At 66.5% G+C, this 19,905-nt stretch carries 19 protein-coding genes and 2 pseudogenes; 10 read left to right on the forward strand and 11 right to left on the reverse strand.

Annotated features, from left to right (window positions below):
* Nucleotides 1–27: 27 nt before the first annotated feature.
* Together AC1Q5S_RS16915 and purM are read right to left on the reverse strand one after the other, a co-directional pair.
* Nucleotides 28–1,092 (reverse strand): AI-2E family transporter, encoded by a 1,065-nt coding sequence (locus tag AC1Q5S_RS16915; protein WP_422206269.1) that lies wholly within the window; start codon nucleotides 1,090–1,092, stop codon nucleotides 28–30.
* Nucleotides 1,093–1,168: 76 nt separating this feature from the next.
* Nucleotides 1,169–2,245 (reverse strand): phosphoribosylformylglycinamidine cyclo-ligase, encoded by a 1,077-nt coding sequence (purM, locus tag AC1Q5S_RS16920; protein ID WP_422206267.1) that lies wholly within the window; start codon nucleotides 2,243–2,245, stop codon nucleotides 1,169–1,171.
* A gap of 175 nt (nucleotides 2,246–2,420) precedes the next feature.
* Between purM and hda the strand changes: the two genes are divergently transcribed.
* From hda to folK, 4 genes are read left to right on the forward strand one after another with little or no spacing between them, the layout of a single operon-like run.
* Nucleotides 2,421–3,119, forward strand: a complete 699-nt coding sequence (gene hda, locus AC1Q5S_RS16925; RefSeq protein ID WP_422206265.1) for a DnaA regulatory inactivator Hda — start codon at nucleotides 2,421–2,423, stop codon at nucleotides 3,117–3,119.
* Nucleotides 3,120–3,165: 46 nt separating this feature from the next.
* Entirely contained in the window at nucleotides 3,166–3,876 is a 711-nt protein-coding gene (locus AC1Q5S_RS16930) for a histidinol-phosphatase (RefSeq protein ID WP_422206263.1), read from the forward strand.
* A gap of 36 nt (nucleotides 3,877–3,912) precedes the next feature.
* Entirely contained in the window at nucleotides 3,913–5,502 is a 1,590-nt protein-coding gene (pcnB, locus tag AC1Q5S_RS16935) for a polynucleotide adenylyltransferase PcnB (protein ID WP_422206261.1), read from the forward strand.
* A gap of 30 nt (nucleotides 5,503–5,532) precedes the next feature.
* On the forward strand, nucleotides 5,533–6,039 hold the full coding sequence (gene folK / locus AC1Q5S_RS16940) for a 2-amino-4-hydroxy-6-hydroxymethyldihydropteridine diphosphokinase (RefSeq protein WP_422206273.1): 507 nt from the start codon (nucleotides 5,533–5,535) through the stop codon (nucleotides 6,037–6,039).
* A gap of 136 nt (nucleotides 6,040–6,175) precedes the next feature.
* On the opposite strand, the gene AC1Q5S_RS16945 is transcribed toward folK, so the two are convergent.
* A complete protein-coding gene (locus AC1Q5S_RS16945) occupies nucleotides 6,176–7,153 on the reverse strand; it encodes a tripartite tricarboxylate transporter substrate binding protein (RefSeq protein WP_303837310.1) in 978 nt (325 codons plus the stop codon).
* A 103-nt stretch (nucleotides 7,154–7,256) separates the two neighbouring features.
* Nucleotides 7,257–8,315: a CDP-6-deoxy-delta-3,4-glucoseen reductase gene (locus AC1Q5S_RS16950; protein ID WP_303837308.1), complete on the reverse strand. Its 1,059-nt coding sequence runs from the start codon at nucleotides 8,313–8,315 to the stop codon at nucleotides 7,257–7,259.
* Nucleotides 8,316–8,496: 181 nt separating this feature from the next.
* On the opposite strand from AC1Q5S_RS16950, the gene AC1Q5S_RS16955 reads away from it, so the two are divergent.
* Complete coding sequence (locus AC1Q5S_RS16955) at nucleotides 8,497–9,447, forward strand: NAD-dependent epimerase/dehydratase family protein (RefSeq protein ID WP_422206259.1); 951 nt, start codon at nucleotides 8,497–8,499, stop codon at nucleotides 9,445–9,447.
* Nucleotides 9,448–9,465: 18 nt separating this feature from the next.
* Here AC1Q5S_RS16955 and AC1Q5S_RS16960 read toward each other — a convergent pair whose 3' ends face one another.
* Together AC1Q5S_RS16960 and AC1Q5S_RS16965 are read right to left on the reverse strand one after the other, a co-directional pair.
* Nucleotides 9,466–10,125: a DUF4124 domain-containing protein gene (locus AC1Q5S_RS16960; RefSeq protein WP_422206271.1), complete on the reverse strand. Its 660-nt coding sequence runs from the start codon at nucleotides 10,123–10,125 to the stop codon at nucleotides 9,466–9,468.
* A 28-nt stretch (nucleotides 10,126–10,153) separates the two neighbouring features.
* Nucleotides 10,154–10,684, reverse strand: a complete 531-nt coding sequence (locus tag AC1Q5S_RS16965; RefSeq protein WP_422206257.1) for a hypothetical protein — start codon at nucleotides 10,682–10,684, stop codon at nucleotides 10,154–10,156.
* A 514-nt stretch (nucleotides 10,685–11,198) separates the two neighbouring features.
* Here AC1Q5S_RS16965 and AC1Q5S_RS16970 point away from each other — a divergent pair.
* Nucleotides 11,199–11,681 (forward strand): hypothetical protein, encoded by a 483-nt coding sequence (locus AC1Q5S_RS16970; protein ID WP_303837300.1) that lies wholly within the window; start codon nucleotides 11,199–11,201, stop codon nucleotides 11,679–11,681.
* 212 nt (nucleotides 11,682–11,893) lie between these two features.
* Here AC1Q5S_RS16970 and AC1Q5S_RS16975 read toward each other — a convergent pair whose 3' ends face one another.
* From AC1Q5S_RS16975 to AC1Q5S_RS16985, 3 genes are all read right to left on the reverse strand, one after another.
* Nucleotides 11,894–12,859: a tripartite tricarboxylate transporter substrate binding protein BugE gene (locus AC1Q5S_RS16975; protein ID WP_422206255.1), complete on the reverse strand. Its 966-nt coding sequence runs from the start codon at nucleotides 12,857–12,859 to the stop codon at nucleotides 11,894–11,896.
* A gap of 66 nt (nucleotides 12,860–12,925) precedes the next feature.
* Nucleotides 12,926–14,185 (reverse strand): CaiB/BaiF CoA transferase family protein, encoded by a 1,260-nt coding sequence (locus tag AC1Q5S_RS16980; RefSeq protein WP_422206253.1) that lies wholly within the window; start codon nucleotides 14,183–14,185, stop codon nucleotides 12,926–12,928.
* 114 nt (nucleotides 14,186–14,299) lie between these two features.
* Entirely contained in the window at nucleotides 14,300–15,496 is a 1,197-nt protein-coding gene (locus AC1Q5S_RS16985) for an acyl-CoA dehydrogenase (protein WP_303837371.1), read from the reverse strand.
* 118 nt (nucleotides 15,497–15,614) lie between these two features.
* Between AC1Q5S_RS16985 and AC1Q5S_RS16990 the strand changes: the two genes are divergently transcribed.
* The 3 genes from AC1Q5S_RS16990 to gstA all read left to right on the forward strand — a co-directional run bounded on the left by AC1Q5S_RS16990 (nucleotide 15,615) and on the right by gstA (nucleotide 17,787).
* Nucleotides 15,615–16,565: a LysR family transcriptional regulator gene (locus AC1Q5S_RS16990; RefSeq protein WP_422206251.1), complete on the forward strand. Its 951-nt coding sequence runs from the start codon at nucleotides 15,615–15,617 to the stop codon at nucleotides 16,563–16,565.
* 139 nt (nucleotides 16,566–16,704) lie between these two features.
* A complete protein-coding gene (locus AC1Q5S_RS16995; protein ID WP_303837366.1) occupies nucleotides 16,705–16,923 on the forward strand; it encodes a hypothetical protein in 219 nt (72 codons plus the stop codon).
* 258 nt (nucleotides 16,924–17,181) lie between these two features.
* Nucleotides 17,182–17,787 (forward strand): glutathione transferase GstA, encoded by a 606-nt coding sequence (gene gstA, locus AC1Q5S_RS17000; protein WP_422206248.1) that lies wholly within the window; start codon nucleotides 17,182–17,184, stop codon nucleotides 17,785–17,787.
* Nucleotides 17,788–18,156: 369 nt separating this feature from the next.
* On the opposite strand, the pseudogene AC1Q5S_RS17005 reads toward gstA, so the two are convergent.
* Nucleotides 18,157–18,390 (reverse strand): annotated as a pseudogene (locus AC1Q5S_RS17005) (IS3 family transposase); the annotation flags it as partial.
* Between the two features lie 132 nt (nucleotides 18,391–18,522).
* Here AC1Q5S_RS17005 and AC1Q5S_RS17010 point away from each other — a divergent pair.
* On the forward strand, nucleotides 18,523–19,287 hold the full coding sequence (locus AC1Q5S_RS17010; RefSeq protein ID WP_492239112.1) for a TetR/AcrR family transcriptional regulator: 765 nt from the start codon (nucleotides 18,523–18,525) through the stop codon (nucleotides 19,285–19,287).
* Here AC1Q5S_RS17010 and tnpC read toward each other — a convergent pair.
* Nucleotides 19,211–19,804, reverse strand: a pseudogene (gene tnpC / locus AC1Q5S_RS17015) (IS66 family transposase); the annotation flags it as partial. The gene AC1Q5S_RS17010 and the pseudogene tnpC overlap by 77 nt on opposite strands.
* Nucleotides 19,805–19,905 lie beyond the last annotated feature (101 nt).

The raw sequence follows: 19,905 nt of genomic DNA on the forward strand, positions 1-19,905 counted from the left end.
ATTGCGCGCCGGGCCGGCCGGTGGTGGCTAAACCAGCCGCGCCGCCACCAGCTCTTTCTTGAGGTAGGCGTAAAACAGCGGCGCTGCCACCAGCCCCGCCGGACCGAAAACGGCCTCGGCCACGAACATCACCGACAGCAGCTCCCACACCCCCATCTGCGTGCGCCGGCCCACCACCTTGGCATTGATCACGTATTCGGCCTTGTGGATGAGGATCAGAAATCCCAGGCAGGCCGCTGCCGCCAACGGCGACACCGACAGCCCCACGATGGTGATGACCACGTTGCACACCAGATTGCCCACAATGGGCACCAGCCCCGCGACAAACGTGAACGTGATCAGCACCGGCGTGTAGGGCAGCTCCAGGCCCCACAGCGGCAACAGAAAAAGCAGGAACAGCGCGGTGAGCAGCGTGTTGAACGCCGCAATCCAGAACTGCGCCGCCACGATCTGGCGGAATGCCTCGCCAAACAGGGCGATGCGCAGCCTGAGCTGCTGCGCCAGCGGGCCACGCGCCAGCACCGCAGGGCGCACGGCGGCCAGCGCGCCAATCAGCAGGCCCACATACGCAAACAGCACACCAGCCAGCCAGGCGCGCCCGGCCATGGCCAGCGCACCGGCCTTGGCGCCCAGGTAGCTGGCGATGGTGCGCTGGATCTCCGCCGCCCCTTCCGGCAGGTGGGCGGCCATGTCCGCCGGCAATTTCAGGCGCAGCTCCAGCACCGTGCGGGCCATGTAGTTCAGCAGTTCCTGGTATTGCTGCGGGGCGTTCACCAGATAGCCGCGCGAGTGCGTGAGGCCCACTGCCAGCAGCGCCAGCGGCAGCAGCATCACCAGGGCGGCAGCGGTCATCTGCGCAGCCCGCAGGCCAGAGGTGGGCGGATGGGACGGGCGCCGCATGCGGCCCAGACCTTGCGCAAACCAGCGGGTCAACGCCCGCGTCAGCAGAAAACCCAGGCACACGCACAAAAGACCCGGCAGCAGGCCGCGCCACATCACCAGCAGCAGCGTGGCCGCCACCAGCAGGTAGCTGGCCACCACGACGCCCTGGCTCAAGGGACGCGCTGGCAGCTGGGTGGGTGGGGCCTCCATCGAAGCGGGGGCAATGGGGCCTGGGGAGGGGCGCTGCGCCATGCAGGGCGTCGGAACGGAGCGGGGAAAGTGTCGATCAGGCCACCACCACGGCGGCCCCTTCACCGCGCGCAGCAATCGTGCCAATGGCGTACACCTGCTCGCCCGCAGCGCGCAGCGTGGCGGCCGTGGCTTCGGCGGCGGCGGCGTCCACCACCACCACCATGCCGATGCCGTTGTTGAAGGTGCGGTTCATCTCGATGTCGTCGATGCCGGCCGTCTTCTGCAGCCAGGTAAACAGCTCGGTCTGGGGCCAGCTGCCTTTGTGCAGGTGGGCGGCGGTACCCTCGGGCAGCACGCGGGGGATGTTTTCCAGCAGGCCACCACCGGTGATGTGGGCCAGGGCCTTGATGCCGCCAGGCGAGGCGGAATCCTCCGAGTGCGGATGTTGCGCCAGCGCAGCCAGCACGTTCTTCACATACAGGCGCGTGGGCTCCATGACCGCCTGCTTGAAGGGCTTGCCGTCCAGCGTGGCGGGCAGATTGGCGCCCGCGCGCTCGATGCACTTGCGCACCAGCGAGAAGCCGTTGGAATGCACGCCGCTGGACGCCAGGCCCAGCACCACGTCGCCGGGCTTCACGTTCTTGCCGGTGAGGATCCTGGATTTTTCGACGGCGCCCACGGCAAAACCGGCCAGATCGTATTCGCCAGCGGGGTACATGCCGGGCATCTCTGCGGTTTCGCCGCCGATCAGCGCGCAGCCGGAGAGCTCGCAGCCCTTGGCGATGCCGCCCACCACGGCGGCGGCGGTGTCCACATCGAGCTTGCCGCAGGCGAAGTAATCGAGGAAAAACAGCGGTTCGGCGCCCTGCACCAGCACGTCATTCACGCTCATGGCCACCAGGTCGATGCCCACCGTGTCGTGCATGTTCCATTCAAACGCCAGCTTGAGCTTGGTGCCCACGCCGTCGGTGCCGGAGACCAGCACGGGTTCCTGGTAGCGCTTGGGCACCTCGAACAGCGCGCCAAAGCCGCCGATGCCGGCCAGAACGCCCTCGCGCATGGTCTTTTTGGCCAGCGGCTTGATGCGTTCGACCAGGGCGTCGCCCGCGTCAATGTCAACGCCAGCGTCTTTGTAGGACAGGGGGGTGGGGGTGGATGCAGAGGAGCTCATGGCAGGGATGGCACGGACCAGCGTGCGCGGCAGACTAAAATTTGCGCAGATTTTACGGGTTGTGCACCGCACGCCGTCCGTTCACCCTTTCTTCTTGCCCCGTTTTGCTTTTCCAGCCCATGCCGTTTCCTGCCATTCTCCCCCGCGCTGGCCTGCGTGCCCGCGGGCTGCAGCCATGAAGCAACTGGCCCTGGACATTGGCCTGGCGACGGGCCCGACCCTGGCGCGTTTCTTTGCCGGCCCCAACGAGGCCGCGCTGCAGCATCTGCGGCTGTGGGTGGGGGAGGGCCACCCGCCGGGCACCCGTTCGCCGGTTCCCACTTACCTGTGGGGCGAGGCCGGCAGCGGCAAGACCCACCTGCTCCGGGCGGTGCACCAGGCCTTGAGTGACCAGGGAGCCAGCGTTGGCTGGCTCGATGCGTCGGTGGCCGCGCCCGCAGAGTTTGACGAGCGCTGGACCGCCGTGGTCATGGACGATGTGCACCTGTACAGCACTGCCCAGCAGGCCATGGCCTTCAACTGGTTCGTGAACGCCATCAGCCCCGCCAGCGGCATGCCACGCGGGGTGCTGGCTGCCGGCAGCCTGCCGCCGGCCGACCTGCCACTGCGCGACGACCTGCGCACCCGCCTGGGCTGGGGCCATGTGTTCCAGCTGCAGCTGCTCGACGAAGCCGCCCGCCGGGCGGTGCTGCGCCAGGAGGCCGATGCCCGGGGGGTTTTTCTGGGCGACGAGGTGATGGATTTCATGCTCAACCGTTTTTCGCGTGATCTGGGCAGCCTCATGCAACTGCTGGACCAGCTCGATGCCTATGCGCTGCGCACCCAGCGCGCCATCACCATCCCCTTGCTCAAGGCCATGCTCGAATCGGAATGATGCCGCCACCCGGTGCGCCCCCCCTTTGCCCTTTTTGTGAATCTGAATGACCTCTGATCCCCGCCGCCCGCGGCTTGCGCTGTTCGACCTGGACCATACGCTGCTGCCCATTGACTCCGACTACGAGTGGGGCGAGTTCACCATCCGCATCGGCTGGAACGATCCCGTGGAGTTCGCGCGCCGCAACGACGAGTTCTATGCCCATTACCAGGCCGGCACGCTCGATGTGCACGACTATGTGCGGTTTGCCACCGAGGCCGTGCGCCAGCGCGGCCCCGAGGCCGCCGCCGCCGCCCATGCGCAGTTCATGCGCGAGGTGATCGAGCCGGCCATCCACCCGCAGGCACGCGAGCTGCTGCGCCAGCACCAGGCGGCCGGCGATGACGTGCTCATCATCACCGCCACCAACGAGTTCGTGACGCGGCCCATCGCGCAGGCCCTGGGCGTGCAAGAATTGCTGGCCATGCGGCTGGCCCGGGATGCGCAGGGCTGGTACACGGGCGAAATCGACGGTATTCCCACCATGCGCGAAGGCAAGGTGCTGCGCATGGAACAATGGCTGGCCGAGCGGCGGCTTTCCTGGAGCGATGTCGAGAGCACCTTCTACAGCGACTCCATGAACGACGTGCCGCTGCTGGAGAAGGTGAACCACCCCGTCGCCACCAACCCCGACCCGCGCCTGCGCGCGCTGGCCCAGGAGCGCGGCTGGCGCATACTGGACCTGTTCACGGCCTCTGCCAGCCAGGCTGCCTCCTGACACCTGTGCTCCGGCACCCCTGATTACCCATTACCCATGATCAAGAAGTTCATCGACAAACTGCTCGGCAAATCCACGCCCGGCACCTCGGGCGGCAAGCCCCATTTCGGCAAGCGCGCAGAGGTTCCGGCATCGGTCCACGGCATCAACCCCGAGCTGGTGGATCGCCGCGCCGCCGACGTGGTGGCCACGCTCAAGCAGGCGGGTTTTGAGGCCTACATCGTGGGCGGCGCCGTGCGTGATCTGCTGCTGGGCCTGCGCCCCAAGGACTTTGACGTGGCCACCGACGCCACGCCCGAGCAGGTCAAGGGGCTGTTCCGGCGCGCCTTCATCATCGGCAAGCGCTTTCGCATCGTGCACGTGGTGCATGGCCGGGGACGCGAGCACGAGGTGATCGAGGTGTCCACTTTTCGCGCCTACCTCGACAACGCTGCGGCAGGCCAGGTCAGTGGCAACGAGAAGACCAGCAAGGCCCAGCTGTCGGGCATGCAGCATGCCGTTGACGCCAGCGGCCGCGTGCTGCGCGACAACGTCTGGGGCCCGCAGGACGAAGACGCCACGCGCCGCGACTTCACCGTCAACGCCATGTACTACGACCCGGTCAGCCAGGTGGTGGTGGACTACCACAAGGGCCTGCAGGACGCCAAGAAGAAGACGCTGCGCATGATTGGCGACCCGGCCACGCGCTACCGCGAAGACCCGGTGCGCATCATCCGTGCCGTGCGCTTTGCGGCCAAGCTCAGCCCCCTGGGCTTCAGCATCGACGCCAAGACCGCCGCGCCCCTGGTGCAGTCGCAGGCCCTGCTGGCCGAGGTGCCGCAAAGCCGCATGTTCGATGAAATGCTCAAGCTGCTGCAAACGGGGCATGCCATTGCGACCATCGAGCAGCTCAAGAAGCTGGGCATGGCCACAGGCATTTACCCGCTGCTGGACGTGGTGGTGGAGCGCGCCGACACGCCCTTCGTGAAGGCGGCCCTCACCGACACCGACCGCCGCGTGGGCGAAGGCAAGCCCGTGGCCCCCAGCTTCCTGCTGGCCTGCGTGCTGTGGGACGACGTGCACAAGGGCTGGACGGAGCGCCAGAACCAGCGCCAGCACCCGCTGCCGGCCTTGCAGGATGCGATCGACGACGTTTTCGACAAGCGCATCGGCGACGTGTCGGGCCGCGGCAAGCTGGCCGCCGACATGCGCGAGATCTGGGTCATGCAGCCGCGCTTTGAAAAGCGTGTGGGCAACGGCCCCTTTGGCATGGTCGCCCAGCTGCGCTTTCGTGCCGGATTCGACTTCTTGCGCCTGCGTGCCGACGTGGGCGAAGTCGAGGAAGCCCTGGCCGAATGGTGGCAGGACTTCCAGAACGCCAGCGATGACCGCCGCGACGACCTGATGGACCAGGCCCGCGAAGAGCAGAAGGCGCGCCAGAAGGCCCAGCCCGTGGTCAAGCGGGTGCCGCGCGCTGCACCGGCAGCCGGGGCGGCGCCCCGTGCTGCGACGGCTGGCGCTGCACCGTTGCCCGACGACGCCGCGCCGCTGGCCGACGGCGATGCGCCCAAGAAGCGCCGCCGCCGCCGCCGCAAGCCGGGTGGCGGCAATGGCGAAGGAACTGCCTCCGCAGCCGCCGGCGAATAAGCTTTGGTGATGCAGGCTGCTGGCCCGTTCATGGCCCCTGCGGCCTCTGCGACCCCTGTGGCCGTGTCTGTCTGGATCGGCCTCGGGGCCAACCTGGGTGATCGGCAGGCCACCTTGCGCACCGCGCTGACCGCCGTGGCCGGCTTGCCGGGCACGCGCGTGCAGCGCATCTCGTCCCTTTACCGCAGCGCGCCCGTGGATGCGGGCGGACCCGACTACCTGAACGCCGTGGTGCAGGTGGAGACCACCCTGGCGCCCCATGCCTTGCTGGTGCAGCTGCAGGCGATCGAGCAGGCGGCCGGGCGCGAGCGCCCCTACCGCAACGCCCCGCGCACGCTGGACCTGGACATCCTGCTCTATGGCGACCAGGTGATCGACACCCCCACGCTCACGGTGCCGCACCCGCGCATGCCCGAGCGTGCCTTTGTGCTGCGCCCCCTGGCCGAGCTGGCGCCCGATCGGGTGCCGGAGCACCTGCTGGCCGCCGTTGCGGCGCAGCGTATCGACCGGGTGCAGGACGCGGGGTGGGCGTTCTAGCAGGCACCGAAAAACCGTCTGACCTGTGACGGGGTGCTTCTGAAAATATGGCTGCTCGCGCTTATGAATAAAGCGCTGGAGCCACTTTTCGTTCAAAAATCGCCATCAGCTGCAGCGGCAGATGGCCTGCGCTCCATCAATCCACCTTGGCACCCGAGGCCTTGACCAGTGCCTGGTATTTGGCGCGCTCGCTGGCCATGAAGGCGTCGAACTGCTCGGGTGTGGTGGGCACCGGTTCTGCCAGCAGGGCGCCAAAGCGGGTCTTGGTTTCGGGCGCATTGAGGGCGGCCACGAAGGCCTTGTTCAGCTTGGCGATCACCGGTTTGGGCGTGCCGGCGGGGGCCACCAGGCCCCACCAGGTGTCGATAGCAAAGCCCTTGAAGGTGCTGGACAGCGGTGGCACGCCGGGCAGGGCGGGGCTGGCCTGCAGGCTGGTCACGGCCAGGGCCTTGAGCTTGCCGGCGCGGATGTTGGGCGCGGCGGTGGCGAGGTTGTCGATGTTGAAATCCACCTCGCCGCTCAGCAGGGCCAGCTGGGCCGGGTTGCCGCCCCGGTAGGGGATGTGCAGGGCAAAGATGCCGGCACGCTGCTTGAACATCTCGCCCGCCAGGTGGCCCGCACTGCCGTTGCCGCCACTGCCGTAGTTGAGCTTGGCCGGATTGGCCTTGGCGTAGGCGATCAGGTCGGCCACGCTGTTGATCTTCAGTTGCGCTGCCTTCTCGGCATTCATCACCAGCACATTGGGTACACGCACCATCTGGGTGATGCCGGCAAAGTCCTTGCCAGCGTCGTAAGGCATGCGGGCATACAGCCAGGGGTTCACGGCGTGCGTGGCGGTGGCGGCGATGCCGATGGTCAGGCCATCGGGAGCCGCCTTGGCGATGGCGTCGGCGCCGATGTTGCCCCCGGCGCCGCCCTTGTTGTCGATGATCACCGTGCCCAGCGACTCGCGCACCCGCTCGGCCAGCGCGCGCGCCGTGATGTCCAGCGGGCCGCCGGGGGCGTAGGGCACGATCAGGCGGATGGGCGCGCCCGCGTCCTGCGCCAGGGCCAGGGAAGAAGAGAAAACCGCTGCGGCAGCGGCACTTGCGAGGAGGATGTTTCGACGGTTCATGGCCCCATTGTGCAAAAAATGGAACCGCCCTGGCGCAAAAATGGCCGCGGGCCGGTGCGGTGCACACCGCTGCCGGCGGCGTGCCGTGCGGGCACCGGGGGGGTTAGCCGTGCTTGTCGGCCTCGGAGGTGAACGAATCGGCAAAGAACTCCTCGGGCGGAAGGCCGCGTTCCGCGCTGTAGGCGGTGCGCGCCGAGTCCACCACGATGGGCGCACCGCAGGCATACACCTGGTGGCCCGAGAGGTCGGCAAAGTCCTGCAGCACGGCCTGGTGCACAAAGCCGGTGCGGCCCGTCCAGCCGTCCTCGGGCAGGGCATCGGACACCACGGGCACGTAGGTGAGGTGGGGCATGTGCGCGGCGCGCGACAGCATCCAGTCGTGCAGGTACAGATCGCCGGGCCGGCGGCCCCCCCAGTACACCGTGGTGGGGCGTGCGATGCCCTTGAACTGCATGTGCTCGATCAGTGCCTTGATGGGGGCAAAGCCGGTGCCCGATGCCAGCAGCACGATGGGTTTGTCCGAATCCTCGCGCAGGAAGAAGCTGCCGAACGGGCCTTCGATGCGCAGGATTTCCTTTTCCTTCAGGGGGCCGAACACATGGTCGGTGAATTTGCCGCCCGGCATGTGGCGGATGTGCAGTTCCAGCCCCGGCGTGTCGGCCTGGGTGTGGGGGGCGTTGGCCATCGAATAGGCGCGGCGCACGCCACCCTGCAACAGGAACTCGATGTATTGCCCCGCGTGGTAACGGAAGGTGTCGGCGGCGGGCAGCTGAAGGCGCAGCTGCATGACATCGTGCGATTTTTTCTCGAAGCTGGTCACGCGCACGGGCAACTTCTTGACGGGGTAGGCGCTTTCGTCGGTGACCTGGCGCGATTCGAGCACCACGTCGGTCAGCGGATGGGCGCAGCAGGTCAGCACGAAGCCCGCGGCTTCCTCGTCGGTCGTCAGGGCCTTGGACTGGTGCTCGCCATGGTGCACGGCGCCGCTGATCTTCTTGCATTTGCACGAGCCACAGGCACCGTCCTTGCAGCCGTAGGGCAGGCCCACGCCACTGCGGATGGCAGCCGCCAGGATGGCTTCGCCGGCATGGGTGCTGAAAGCGCGGCCGCTGGGTTGTACGGTGATCTGGAACGCTGCGTTGGCAGTCTCGGTGCTGGTCATAGGGTGGGTATCCTTGGGCTATTCTTCCAATTGTCTTCAAGCGAATGGTCCCGATTTTGCCTTTAGTACCTGATCGTCCCCTTAACAGCGCACGGGCCTGCCGCCCCGTGGGGCTGCCGTGCACGCCTGCTGCGTGTCCGCGCCACGGTGTGCGCAACACCCTTGCGTGGCAGGGGGCCGCATGAGCACCGTTGCCCTGACCAGCGGCCTGGGCGCTTTGCCATCCCGCTTTCGCCGCGAGCGCCTGCTGATCGTGGGCTATGGCGATGTGGGCCAGCGCGTGGCGCGCAATCTGCTCACCGGCCCGGGGGCGCAGCGCCTGCGCGTGCTGGCGCTCACCTCCCAGGCCGAACGCGTGGGCAGTCTGCGCGCCCAGGGGGTGATGCCGCTGGTGGGCAATCTGGACCGCGCTGCCACGCTGCGCCGCCTGTCGGGCCTGGCCACGCGGGTGCTGCACCTGGCTCCGCCACCGGGCGAGGGCGGTGGGGGCACCGCCTGGTGGCGCGATCCGCGCACCTTGGCCCTGGCCCGGGCCTTGCGGCTGCGAAGCCTGCCCATGTCGCTGGTGTATGCCTCGACCAGCGGCGTGTATGGCGACTGTGCGGGCGCTCGCGTGCCCGAAACCCGCACCGTGGCCCCCGGCACGCCCCGGGCCCAGCGCCGCGTGGATGCCGAACGTGCCGTGCGCCACCTGGGGCGCGCCGGGGTGCGTACCAGCATCCTGCGCATTCCTGGCATCTACGCGCCCGACCGCGAGGGCGGGACACCCGAGGCACGGCTGCGCAAGGGCACCCCCGTGCTGGTGGCGCAGGACGACGTGTACACCAACCACATCCACGCGGACGACTTGGCGCGCGCCTGCCTGGCGGCGCTGTGGCGTGGCCGGCCGCAACGGGTCTACAACGCCAGCGATGCCAGCGACATGAAGATGGGCGAGTATTTCGACCTGGCGGCCGACCTGTATGGCCTGCCGCGCCCGCCCAGGGTGCCGCGCGGCACGGCGCAGGATGCGCTGCCGATGATGCTGCTGAGTTTCATGAGCGAATCACGCAGGCTCGACAACCAGCGCCTGCTGAGCGAACTGGGCCTGCGGCTGCGCTATCCCACCGTGGCCGAGGGGCTGCGCGCCTGACCTGCGCCGGGGTGGCGTTCAGCGCGGGTAGCTGTTGCCCTGGCTGTCGTAACAGCGGAACACGTTGCACTGCGTGATTCTGCGCGGTGGCGGCGGTGGCGGCGGTGGTGCGGGCCGGGTGTAGACCGGATGGCGCGGCGGAACCAGCACCACCGCAGGGGATGTCTCCATCCGGGCCGCGCGGGCTTTTTCCAGCTCGGCATAGGCCTCGGGGCCCAGGCAGTCCAGGTCCACCTGGCGCTGCGCGGTTTCGACGCGCAGGTTCTGGTCATAGCTGCCGCTGGCGCTGCTGACGACCACATCGAGGTTGCGGCGCGAGCGGGCGCATTCGGCGGACCGTGCATAGTCCTGCGGGCGGGTTGCCGGGCGGGTGGTGCGCTCCGCCTGTTCGCGTTCACGCTGCGCGTCGCGGTCGGCGTCGATTTGCCGGGCGGCCGCTTCGGCCTGCCGTTGCTGCTGCTTGCGTGCCAGCGCCTCGGCAGCCTGGTCGCGCTCCAGCTGGATTTCTTGCGCGGTCTTGCGGGGCTCGACCTCGCGCACCGTTGCGGCGCCTGTGCAGGCTCCGTCGGTGTAGGTGACCTGCCCGGTGCGCGCATCGGTGCAGCGCAGCACCTGGGCCTGCGCGGCGAGACACAGCAGCGCCACGCCGGTGACAAGGCAGTTGCGCACCAGTGGCATGGCAGGTTCTTTCACAGGTTCTCGGTTTTCAGTTGTCCTGTCCACGCGGGGCGTCGCTTCTCCCGCGGGGGTGGCCCGGGCGATTTTGGCGCGGCTCCTGGTCCCGGCGGGCTTCATCGCGCTGGGCCTGCACACCACGCTGGTGCTGGTCGCGTTGGACTTGCTCGCGCTGGGCCTGTTCACGGCGGGCCTGGTCACGGTTCTGATTGCGCTCCCAGTCCCGGCGGGCATCCTGGGCCTGGCGGGCTTCACGTTCACGCCGGATCTCCCGGTCGTGCAGGGCTTCGCGCTCACGGTGTGCTTCGCGCTCGCGCTGGGCCCGCTCGCGTTCGCGCCAGTGATTGCGGTCGTCGTACCTGCGCCCGTAGTAGCCGGGCGGCGGGGCCACCGGGTAGCTGTAAACGGCAGCAGGACTGCCATAGATGTAGGTGGGTTGTTCGTACACGCCGTAGCCGATGGGCTGCGGCGTGTAGTAAGGGTCGCCAGGAACCACGGCGCAGCCCGTGGCCAGCGCGGCGAGCGCAAGGGCGGAAACAAGGCGGGCAGGTAGGTGTGTCATGGTGGTCAGACTCTGGCGGTGCACAACGCGTTCCGTGCGCTGCGTAAAGCCCTTGAAAAGCGCCCCGGCGGAGCGTTACAAATTGGTGGGCCGGTACTCTCCATTAGACGCCCGAGGACGCCATTTGGTTGACTTGGCACCGCGGCCCCTGCCGGTGCCACCCGCCTGCACGGCGTGGTGAAATTCGGGCGATCCCGGTCGGGGCACCGGAAACAGCCTGCAAAAAGCGATGTTTTATATCGCTATCGGCGCTTTTTTGATAAGGGTGGAGTCGATTCTTGTGAAGAATTCGCGCTCGATTCCCCAACTCTGCGGGCGGCACCCGCCGGATGGCATCCGCCAGGTCTTCCACCATGAACCATGGCTACATGGCCGTCCGTGCCGAGGCTGCGCACATGGTCTTCGTTGGCCGACCCGATAGCGGGGGGATGATCGCCTGGTTGCCCCCGGGTGGTCTGGACCGGACCCATCGGCCTTATGCTCTGCGCCTTTTCACCGATCCGCCGCAGCGCCCATGACCGACACCTCCGACACACCTACCCCCGTTCAAGAACCCCGTCTGTGGAGCGACGGCCGCTGGACGGCGCGCGTCATCAAGAACGAGGACGACGATGGCTGGGCCGTGTCGATGGCGCTGCAGGGCGAGGCCGAGCCCGCGCTGGTGGGTCCGTGGACCATGGGGCGCGACAAGAAGAACCCCAAGCCGCTGGATGTATCGGCCTTCAACACTCTGGTGAAAACGGCCAGCGAGGTGCTGCGCCGCCACGAGCAGCAGCTGCATGCGCAGCTCAACAAGAGCGTCACCATCACCGTGCAGGGCGAGCGCCTGCGTGTGGCCCTGGCCATCGTGCCCGACGACGAGGGAGCCACCGCCACCCTGAGTGCGCAGAACGCCTTGGGCGAAGAACTGGCACGGGTGCCGGTGCCGCCCAGTTTCCAGCTCACCGCCGCCCGCGCCACGGCCTGGGCCGAGAGCGGGTTTGAGCGGCCGCGCTGAAAATCGATGCTGTCGTTGCCGGCCAACCGGGGGTGCGGCAGCCTGGTGCAGCATCCACCCGCGCTGCCCTGCAGCGCGTGGTGGTGCTTGATTGCTATGAAAAATATAGCTTCAAGCGCATGGTTGGATGGCGCTACAGATTGTTTCCTTGTGAATATGTGCTTAGCCGGGCCATGCGGGCAACGGAGGGCATGGCCGGTTCTTTCACATCCTCAGTCCAGGCGGAGCTTTTGCTTGGCCACCACATCCTTGTACACCGCCAGTTCCTCGCGCATCTGGCGGGCGAAGGCTTCGGGGGTGTCGGCCATGATGATGGAGCCGGTTTCCTCGATGCGCTTGCGGATCGCGGGGTCCAGCAGCACCTTGCGGGTGGCGGCGTTGATCCTGTCCACGATGTCCCGGGGCAGGCCCTTGGGGCCGATGAGGCCGTAGTAGGCCATGCGGTTCACGCTTTCCAGGCCCACTTCCTTGAAGGTGGGCACGTCGGGCAGCGCGGGCACGCGCTGCGGTGCGGCCACCACCAGGGCCGTGAGGCGCTTTTCCTTGATGAAGGGCAGGGCCGAGGGCAGGTTGTCGAAAATCAGCGGCACCTGGCCGGCCACGGCGTCGTTGAGGGCGGGGCCCGAGCCACGGTAGGGCACATGCACCATGAAGGTCTGGGTGCTCAGCTTGAACATCTCCATCATCAGGTGCGTGATGCTGCCGTTGCCCGGCGAGGCGTAGGCGTACTTGCCAGGCTCCTTCTTCACGGCGGCCAGCATGCCCTTGTAGTCGCGGAAGGGCAGGTTGGGGTGGGCGGCGATCACATTGGGCGTGGCGGCAATGTTGATGATGGGCGCGAAGTCGGTGGCGACGTTGTACGGGATCTTGGGGTTGATGGCCGGATTGGTGGCCGTGGTGGACACGGTGGCCATGCCCAGGTTGTAGCCGTCGGGGTTGGCGCGTGCGGTTTCGGCTGCGCCAATGCTGCCGCCGCCGCCGCCCTTGTTCTCCACCACCACGGGCTGGCCCAGTTCGCGGCCCAGTGGCTCGGCCACGATGCGGGCAATCAGGTCGGTGGTGCCGCCTGCGGCAAAGGGCACGAGCAGGCGGATGGGTTTTTGCGGGTAGCCCTGTGCGTGGGCGGCAGTGCCGAAAATGGCAACGATGCCCAGGACCAGGGCGCTGCGACGGATCATGCTTTTATCTCCTGTTGTTGAAATGGTGAAGCAGGGGTGGCGAAGAGGGGCGCGGCTGCGCCGTATTCAGAGAACCTTTTTCTCGCGCAGGGTGGCAATGGCCTGCGCGCCCAGACCGAATTCGGCCAGCACCTCATCGGTGTGCTGGCCCAGGGCCGGCGGCGCGTTGCGCAGCACGGGCGGGTTGCGCGAGAGGCGCAGCGGGCTGGCCACCGTGGCCACCTGCGCGATGCCGTCGCCCGCGTTGCGCGGCAGGCTCACGCGCAGGCCGCGTGCCTTCACCTGCGCATCGTCAAACGCCTGGGCAATGGTGTTGATGGGGCCGCAGGGCACGGCCTTGTCTTCGAGCAGTGTGATCCACGCGGCCGTGGTGCGTGTGCGGGTCACGGCCTCCATGGCGGGGATGAGGTCGGTGCGGTGCTGCACGCGCAGCGTGTTGGTGGCAAAGCGCGGGTCGGCGGCCCACTGGGGCTGCTCGGCCGCCGCGCAAAAGCGCTGGAACTGGCCGTCGTTGCCGATGGCCAGCAGCATGTTGCCGTCGGCGGTGGGGAAGTCCTGGTAGGGCGCGAGGCTGGGGTGGCTGTTGCCCATGCGGCCCGGCGCCTTGCCGGTGGCCAGGAAGCCCGACGCCTGGTTGGCCAGCACGGCCATGCCCACGTCCAGCAGCGCCATGTCGATGTGCTGGCCCTGGCCGGTGCCGTTGGTGGCGTTGTCGCGCACATGCAGCGCGGCCAGGATGGCGTTGCTCGCATACAGGCCGGTGAACAGGTCGATGACGGCCACGCCCACGCGCATGGGGCCGCCGCCGGGCTGGCTGTCGGCCTGGCCGGTGATGCCCATCAGGCCCGTCATGGCCTGCACCATCAGGTCGTAGCCGGCGCGCTCGGCGTACGGCCCGTCCTGCCCGAAGCCGGTGACCGAGCAGTAGATGAGGCGCGGGTTCAGTGCGCGCAGGCTCTCATGGTCCAGGCCGTATTGCTTCAAGCCGCCGACCTTGAAGTTCTCGACCACGATATCGGCCTGCTGCGCCATCTGGCGGATGAGCGCCTGGCCCTCGGCCGTGGCCATGTCGATGGTGACTGAGCGCTTGTTGCGGTTGCAGGCCGTGAAATAGCTGGCCTGGTGGGTGTCGTTGCCGGCCTCGTCCTTCAGGAAGGGCGGACCCCAGTGGCGCGTGTCATCGCCCACGCCGGGGCGCTCCACCTTGACCACGTCCGCGCCCAGGTCGGCCAGCATCTGGGTGCACCAGGGGCCGGCGAGCACGCGGGAGAGGTCGAGCACCTGGATGCCCGCCAGGGCGCCAGCGTTGGTGGGAAGTGGGGTCATGTGTGCCATTACTATGAAATGAATAGCTAGTAACGCTTGTTTATCAAGGGTTGGATGGAAAAAAACACCGCAGAAGCGGTGTTTTTGCAGGGGCCGGTGTCCTTCCGGCTCGCTTTAGTTCGAGAACGCTGCAATCCCGGTCTGCGCGCGGCCCAGGATCAGCGCGTGCACGTCGTGCGTGCCTTCGTACGTGTTCACCACTTCCAGGTTCACCAGGTGGCGCGCCACGCCAAACTCGTCGCTGATGCCGTTGCCGCCCATCATGTCGCGCGCCAGGCGGGCGATGTCCAGGGCCTTGCCGCAGCTGTTGCGCTTGATGATGGAGGTGCCTTCCACGCTGGCCGTGCCCGCGTCCTTCATGCGGCCGAACTGCAGGCAGGCCTGCAGGCCGATGGCGATCTCGGTCTGCATGTCGGCCAGCTTCTTCTGGATGAGCTGGTTGGCGGCCAGGGGGCGGCCAAACTGCTTGCGGTCCAGCGTGTACTGGCGCGCGGTGTGCCAGCAGAACTCGGCCGCACCCAGCGCGCCCCAGGCGATGCCGTAGCGGGCGCTGTTCAGGCAGGTGAAGGGGCCCTTCAGGCCCTGCACTTCGGGGAACGCGTTTTCTTCGGGCACGAACACGTCGTCCATCACGATCTCGCCGGTGATGGAGGCACGCAGGCCCACCTTGCCGTGGATGGCGGGGGCCGTGAGGCCCTTCATGCCCTTTTCGAGCACAAAGCCGCGGATGGGGCCGACGGCGCCGCCTTCGGATACTTCCTTGGCCCAGACCACGAACACGTCGGCCACGGGGCTGTTGGTGATCCACATCTTGCTGCCCTTGAGCTTGTAGCCGCCGGCCGTCTTGTAGGCGCGCGTGGCCATGCTGCCGGGGTCGGAGCCATGGTCGGGCTCGGTCAGGCCAAAGCAGCCAATCCACTCGCCGCTGGCCAGCTTGGGCAGGTATTTCTGCTTTTGCGCTTCGGTGCCGAATTCATGAATGGGCACCATCACCAGCGAGCTCTGCACGCTGGCCATCGAGCGGTAGCCCGAGTCCACACGCTCCACCTCGCGGGCGATCAGGCCATAGGCCACGTACGACAGGCCCGGGCCGCCGTACTGCTCGGGGATGGTGGGGCCCAGCAGGCCCACTTCGCCCATCTCGCGGAAGATGCTGGTGTCCATCTTCTCGTGGCGGAAGGCGTCCAGCACGCGCGGCGCCAGCTTGTCCTGGCAGTAGGCGGCGGCGGCATCGCGGATGGCGCGCTCATCGTCGGTCAGTTGCTGGCTGAGAAGGAAAGGGTCGTCCCATTGAAAAGCGGCGTGGGCCATGGCGGTCTCCGATAAAAAATCATGAATGTGCGCATCGTAGTGGCCGTGTTCACCTTGCGCAAACGATGAGTTTTCATTCAGATATGCGTTTGAGGAATGTATGAGCTAGAGTTCGACCATGCGCCGCCACATCCCCTCCACCCAGGCCCTGGCCTGTTTCGAAGTCGCCGCCCGGCACGAAAGCTATACGCGCGCCGCGCAGGAGCTGTCGCTCACGCAAAGCGCCGTCTCGCGCCAGATCCAGGCGCTGGAAGAATTCCTGGGCGTTCAGCTGTTTCGCCGCACGCGCCACGGCGTGGTGCTCACGCCCGCTGGCGCGCACTACGGCCGCCAGGTGGCGCGCTGGCTGCAGGGGTTGGAGCGCGACACGCTGGACGTGATGGCGCACCAGGGCGAGGGCGGCACCATCTCGCTGGCGGCAGTGCCCACCTTTGCCACGCGCTGGCTCATCCCGCGTCTGCCGCAGCTGGCACAGCAGCACCCCGACATCGTGGTGCACATCGATACGCAGACGCGGCCCTTTCTGTTTGCCGACACCACTTTTGATGCCGCGCTGTACGCGGGCACCCCCGAGCAGGTCGCCCACTGGCCCGGCGTGCAGGCGCAGCTCCTGATGCACGAAGACGTGGTGCCCGTGTGCAGCCCGCGCCTGCTGGAATCCACCACGCCGCGCGGCCGCGGCCGCGCGCACCAGTCGGTGGCGCCTGACGCGTTGACCGAACTGCCGCTGTTGCAGCAAAGCACGCGCCCCTATGGCTGGCGCCAGTGGTTCGATGCCATGGGTGTGGACGCGCCGCATGCGCTCGACGGCCCGCGCTACGAGCTGTTCTCCATGCTCGCCGTGGCCGCCACGCATGGCATGGGCGTGGCGCTGATACCACCCCTGCTGATCGAGGCCGAGCTGGCCAGCGGCGAACTGGTGGTGGCCTGCGCGCGCCCGCTGCGCGGCGAGCGCGGCTACTACCTCATCAGCCCCGCGCAGGCCCAGCCACCGGTACTGGCGGCGTTTGCGCAGTGGCTGCTGGGCATGGCGCAGGGCATTGCGCCGGGTGATGGGCCCGCGCCATGAAGCGCGCAGCGCCGCTGCGCTTGCTGGCAGGCGCCCCGGTGCTGCGCCAGGTTTTCAGCGGGGGCGCTTGCGCTGCGCTGGCCATCGGTCTAATCTGGGGGCGTCAGTGGCATGTGGAACTGCCAGTTGGAGAACGACCATGACGAACACTTACCACGCAGCGCATTTCGACCCCACCGTGGACGAAATCGATGTACTCAAGCGGCTGGAGATGGGCGAACTCATCACCCAGGATGGCGCGCTCAGGGAGCACCTGTCGGGGCGGCTGCTGGAGTGGGGTCTCATCCGCAAGAACGCGGGCGGTGAAATGGCCATCACTCCCTCGGGGCGGCAATTGATCCGGCGCCAGGACAACTAGCGCCAGGAGCCGTTGCGTCGGTGCGGCGCAGATGCCGGGTGTTCAGCGCAGCACCAGTGCCCGCAGTGCGGGGTTGGCGGCCAGGTGGGATGTGGCGTGTGCGGTACAGCGGTGGGGTGCGCCAGCGTTTGCTGGGCAGATCTTTCCGTGCATCGGGTTGCGGATCGCCGAAGCGGTCAAGAGCACGGACAGCATGCGATGGCTGTGCGCTGCACAATCGCTCCGTTCTTTCTACCCATCCACCAAGGAAAATTCTTCATGAAACTGTTCATCAAGCCCGGCGCCTGTTCCCTGGCATCGCACATCGTGCTCGAAGAAACCGGCCTGCCGTACACGACGGAGGTGGTTGACCTCCAGACCAAGCAGACCGCCAGCGGCCAGGACTTCTGGGCCATCAACCCCAAGGGCTACGTGCCCGCCTTGCAACTGGCCGACGGCACCCTGCTCACCGAAGGCCCGGCCATCGTCCAGTACCTGGCCGACCAGGTGCCTGCCAAACCCCTGGCGCCGGCCAATGGCACGCTGGCGCGTTACCAGCTGCAAGGCTGGCTCACGTTCATCGGCACCGAGCTGCACCGCAACTTCGGCGCCTTCTTCAACCCCGCCGGCACGCCCGAATGGAAAGAGGTCTCGCGCAGCAGCCTGCAACGGCGTTTTGCCTACGTTAACGACCAACTCGCGGGCCGCGACTACCTGATGGGCGCCGACTTCAGTGTGGCCGACGCCTACCTCTTCACCGTTCTCGGCTGGACCGGCCACATCGGCCTCGACCTCGCACCGTGGCCCCACCTGGTCGCTTTTCGCGCGCGGGTGGCAGCGCGTCCAGCGGTGCAGGCCGTGCTGAAGGACGAAGGTCTGGCCTGACGGATACGCCGCCACCGGCAAGGCTTCGTCGGGTGGCAGAGGGCGGCGGTAGTACCCGGTAACAACTACACGCCACCCCTGCATGCCCAAGGCGGGTGCAACCTGCCGAATGGACAAGAAAAACCTCTGCGAAAGCGACATCTGCAACAAGTTCATCCGCCCGGCCATGGAGTGTGCCGGGTGGAACGGTCTGGAGCAGATTTTCGTGAGTACCCCTTGCGTACCGGCCGCGTGGTGGTGCGTGGCAACAAGGCCTGCCGCGACTGAATCGCCTTACATGGTCCGTCGCCTTACATGGTCCGCCCAAGGAGAACAAGCTTCTGCGTCGTAATGGACTGATGGGCTGCTGCCGGTTGCGTTGACACCGACCTAAGCTTCTTGAGCTTTCTCGAACTGTACGGGACTGAGATATCCGAGCGTCGAATGTCGGCGCGTCGGGTTGTAGAAGCACTCGATGTAATCGAATACGTCTGAACGGGCTTGCACTCGCGTTCGATACACCTTCCTGGCCGTGCGCTCGGTCTTGAGCGAGCTGAAGAAACTCTCCATCGCCGATTTTTCCTAGACCTCGCCGGCCCTGCTCATGCTGCAAGTGATGCCCTGACGACTATCGACTCGAACGAGTAGTGGTTTTCCCTTGATTTCAAGAAATGGCAATGGTGATCTCTTGTTCATAACTAAAACACCGTTTTAGAATCAATTCCACTAAAACAATGTTTTAACAAGAGGTAGATCATGACAGCGACAGTCGAGAAGCAAAAGAAGACTTCGCGAGTGAAGAAAGGTGAGGATGTTGGAAGTCTAGCCGCCCACTGGGGGCGCCGAGATGACGTACCTCTTGAGTTGAGACAGCGGCTCTATCCGGCGGTCTTTGAAGCGTTTGCCAACGAAGATTTCAACAACGTTGGTATCCGCGAGATCAGCAATCTTTCTGGAGTCAGCAGCGCCACCATCTACAAGTACTTCGACTCAAAAGAGGTCCTGCTCACAACGGTATACGGAGAGGTCTTTCCGTACTACGCGGGGGAGATGAGCAAGTGTGTCTCAGTTGATTGCGCTGCAGACGTCAACTTGAGGGCCCTTTACGCAAGGCTTTTCGGCCTTTACGACAGCAATCCCTCCCTTCCCACAGTGTTTTTCATCACCGTGCCCAGCAAGCTCTGGATGGATAGCGGTGGATGGAAGGCAACCGAGGTGGTTCCCATTTTCGAGATGGTGCTTGCGGCTGGTCAGCGACGAGGAGAGCTTGATCCAAAGCTAACGGTATCAGGTCTGATGGGTCTCTTCTACATGCACATGCAGCGAGAGGTCGAGATCTGGTACCTGGGTGGAAAGAGTTGGCGACTTGACGGCCGAGTCGATGCTTTCTTCGTAAGCGCACGGCAAACCCATGTTGACCGCCGATGGCGACCATTGCTGACGATCAGATGTCAGTGGGCTGCCAGCGGTGCGGCAAGAGCTCGTCGATACGGCTGGCCTTGTGCGTGGGCAGCCTTGTGAGCACGTCCTGGAGGTAGGCATAGGGGTCATGCCCGTTCATGCGCGCCGACTGCACCAGGCTCATCACCGCCGCCGCCCGCTGGCCCGCGCGCAGGCTGCCGGCGAACAGCCAATTGGCTCTGCCAATGGCAATGGGCCGGATCTGGTTCTCGATCCAGTTGTTGTCCACGGGCAGTTGCCCGTCATCGACGAAGCGTGTCAACGCCGTCCAGCGCCTGAGGCTGTAATCCAGGGCCTTGGCCGTTGCTGAGCTATCGGGCAGTTTCTGCCGCTGCAATGTCATCCACTGGTGCAACGCATCCAGGATCGGCTTGGTGTGCTGCTGACGAATGGCTTTGCGTTGATCGGCGTTCAGTTCCTTGACCTCGCGCTCGATGTCATAGACCTTGGCGAATTGCTCCAGCGCGAACCCGGCAAGCTGGCTTTTGTTCGCCGCATGGAGGTCAAAGAGTTTGCGCCGGGCATGCGCCAGGCAGCCCACCTCGGTCACGCCACTGGCAATCAGGGCCTTGTAGCCGCCGCTATGTGTTGCAACACATAGCGCCGGTTATGTTGCGGCCCGAGATATGTGGCCATCGGCGGCGCCGTCAACGCGGTTACACGATTCTGCGGTAGTTG

Source organism: Acidovorax sp. GW835-FHT14B10 (assembly GCF_058793725.1).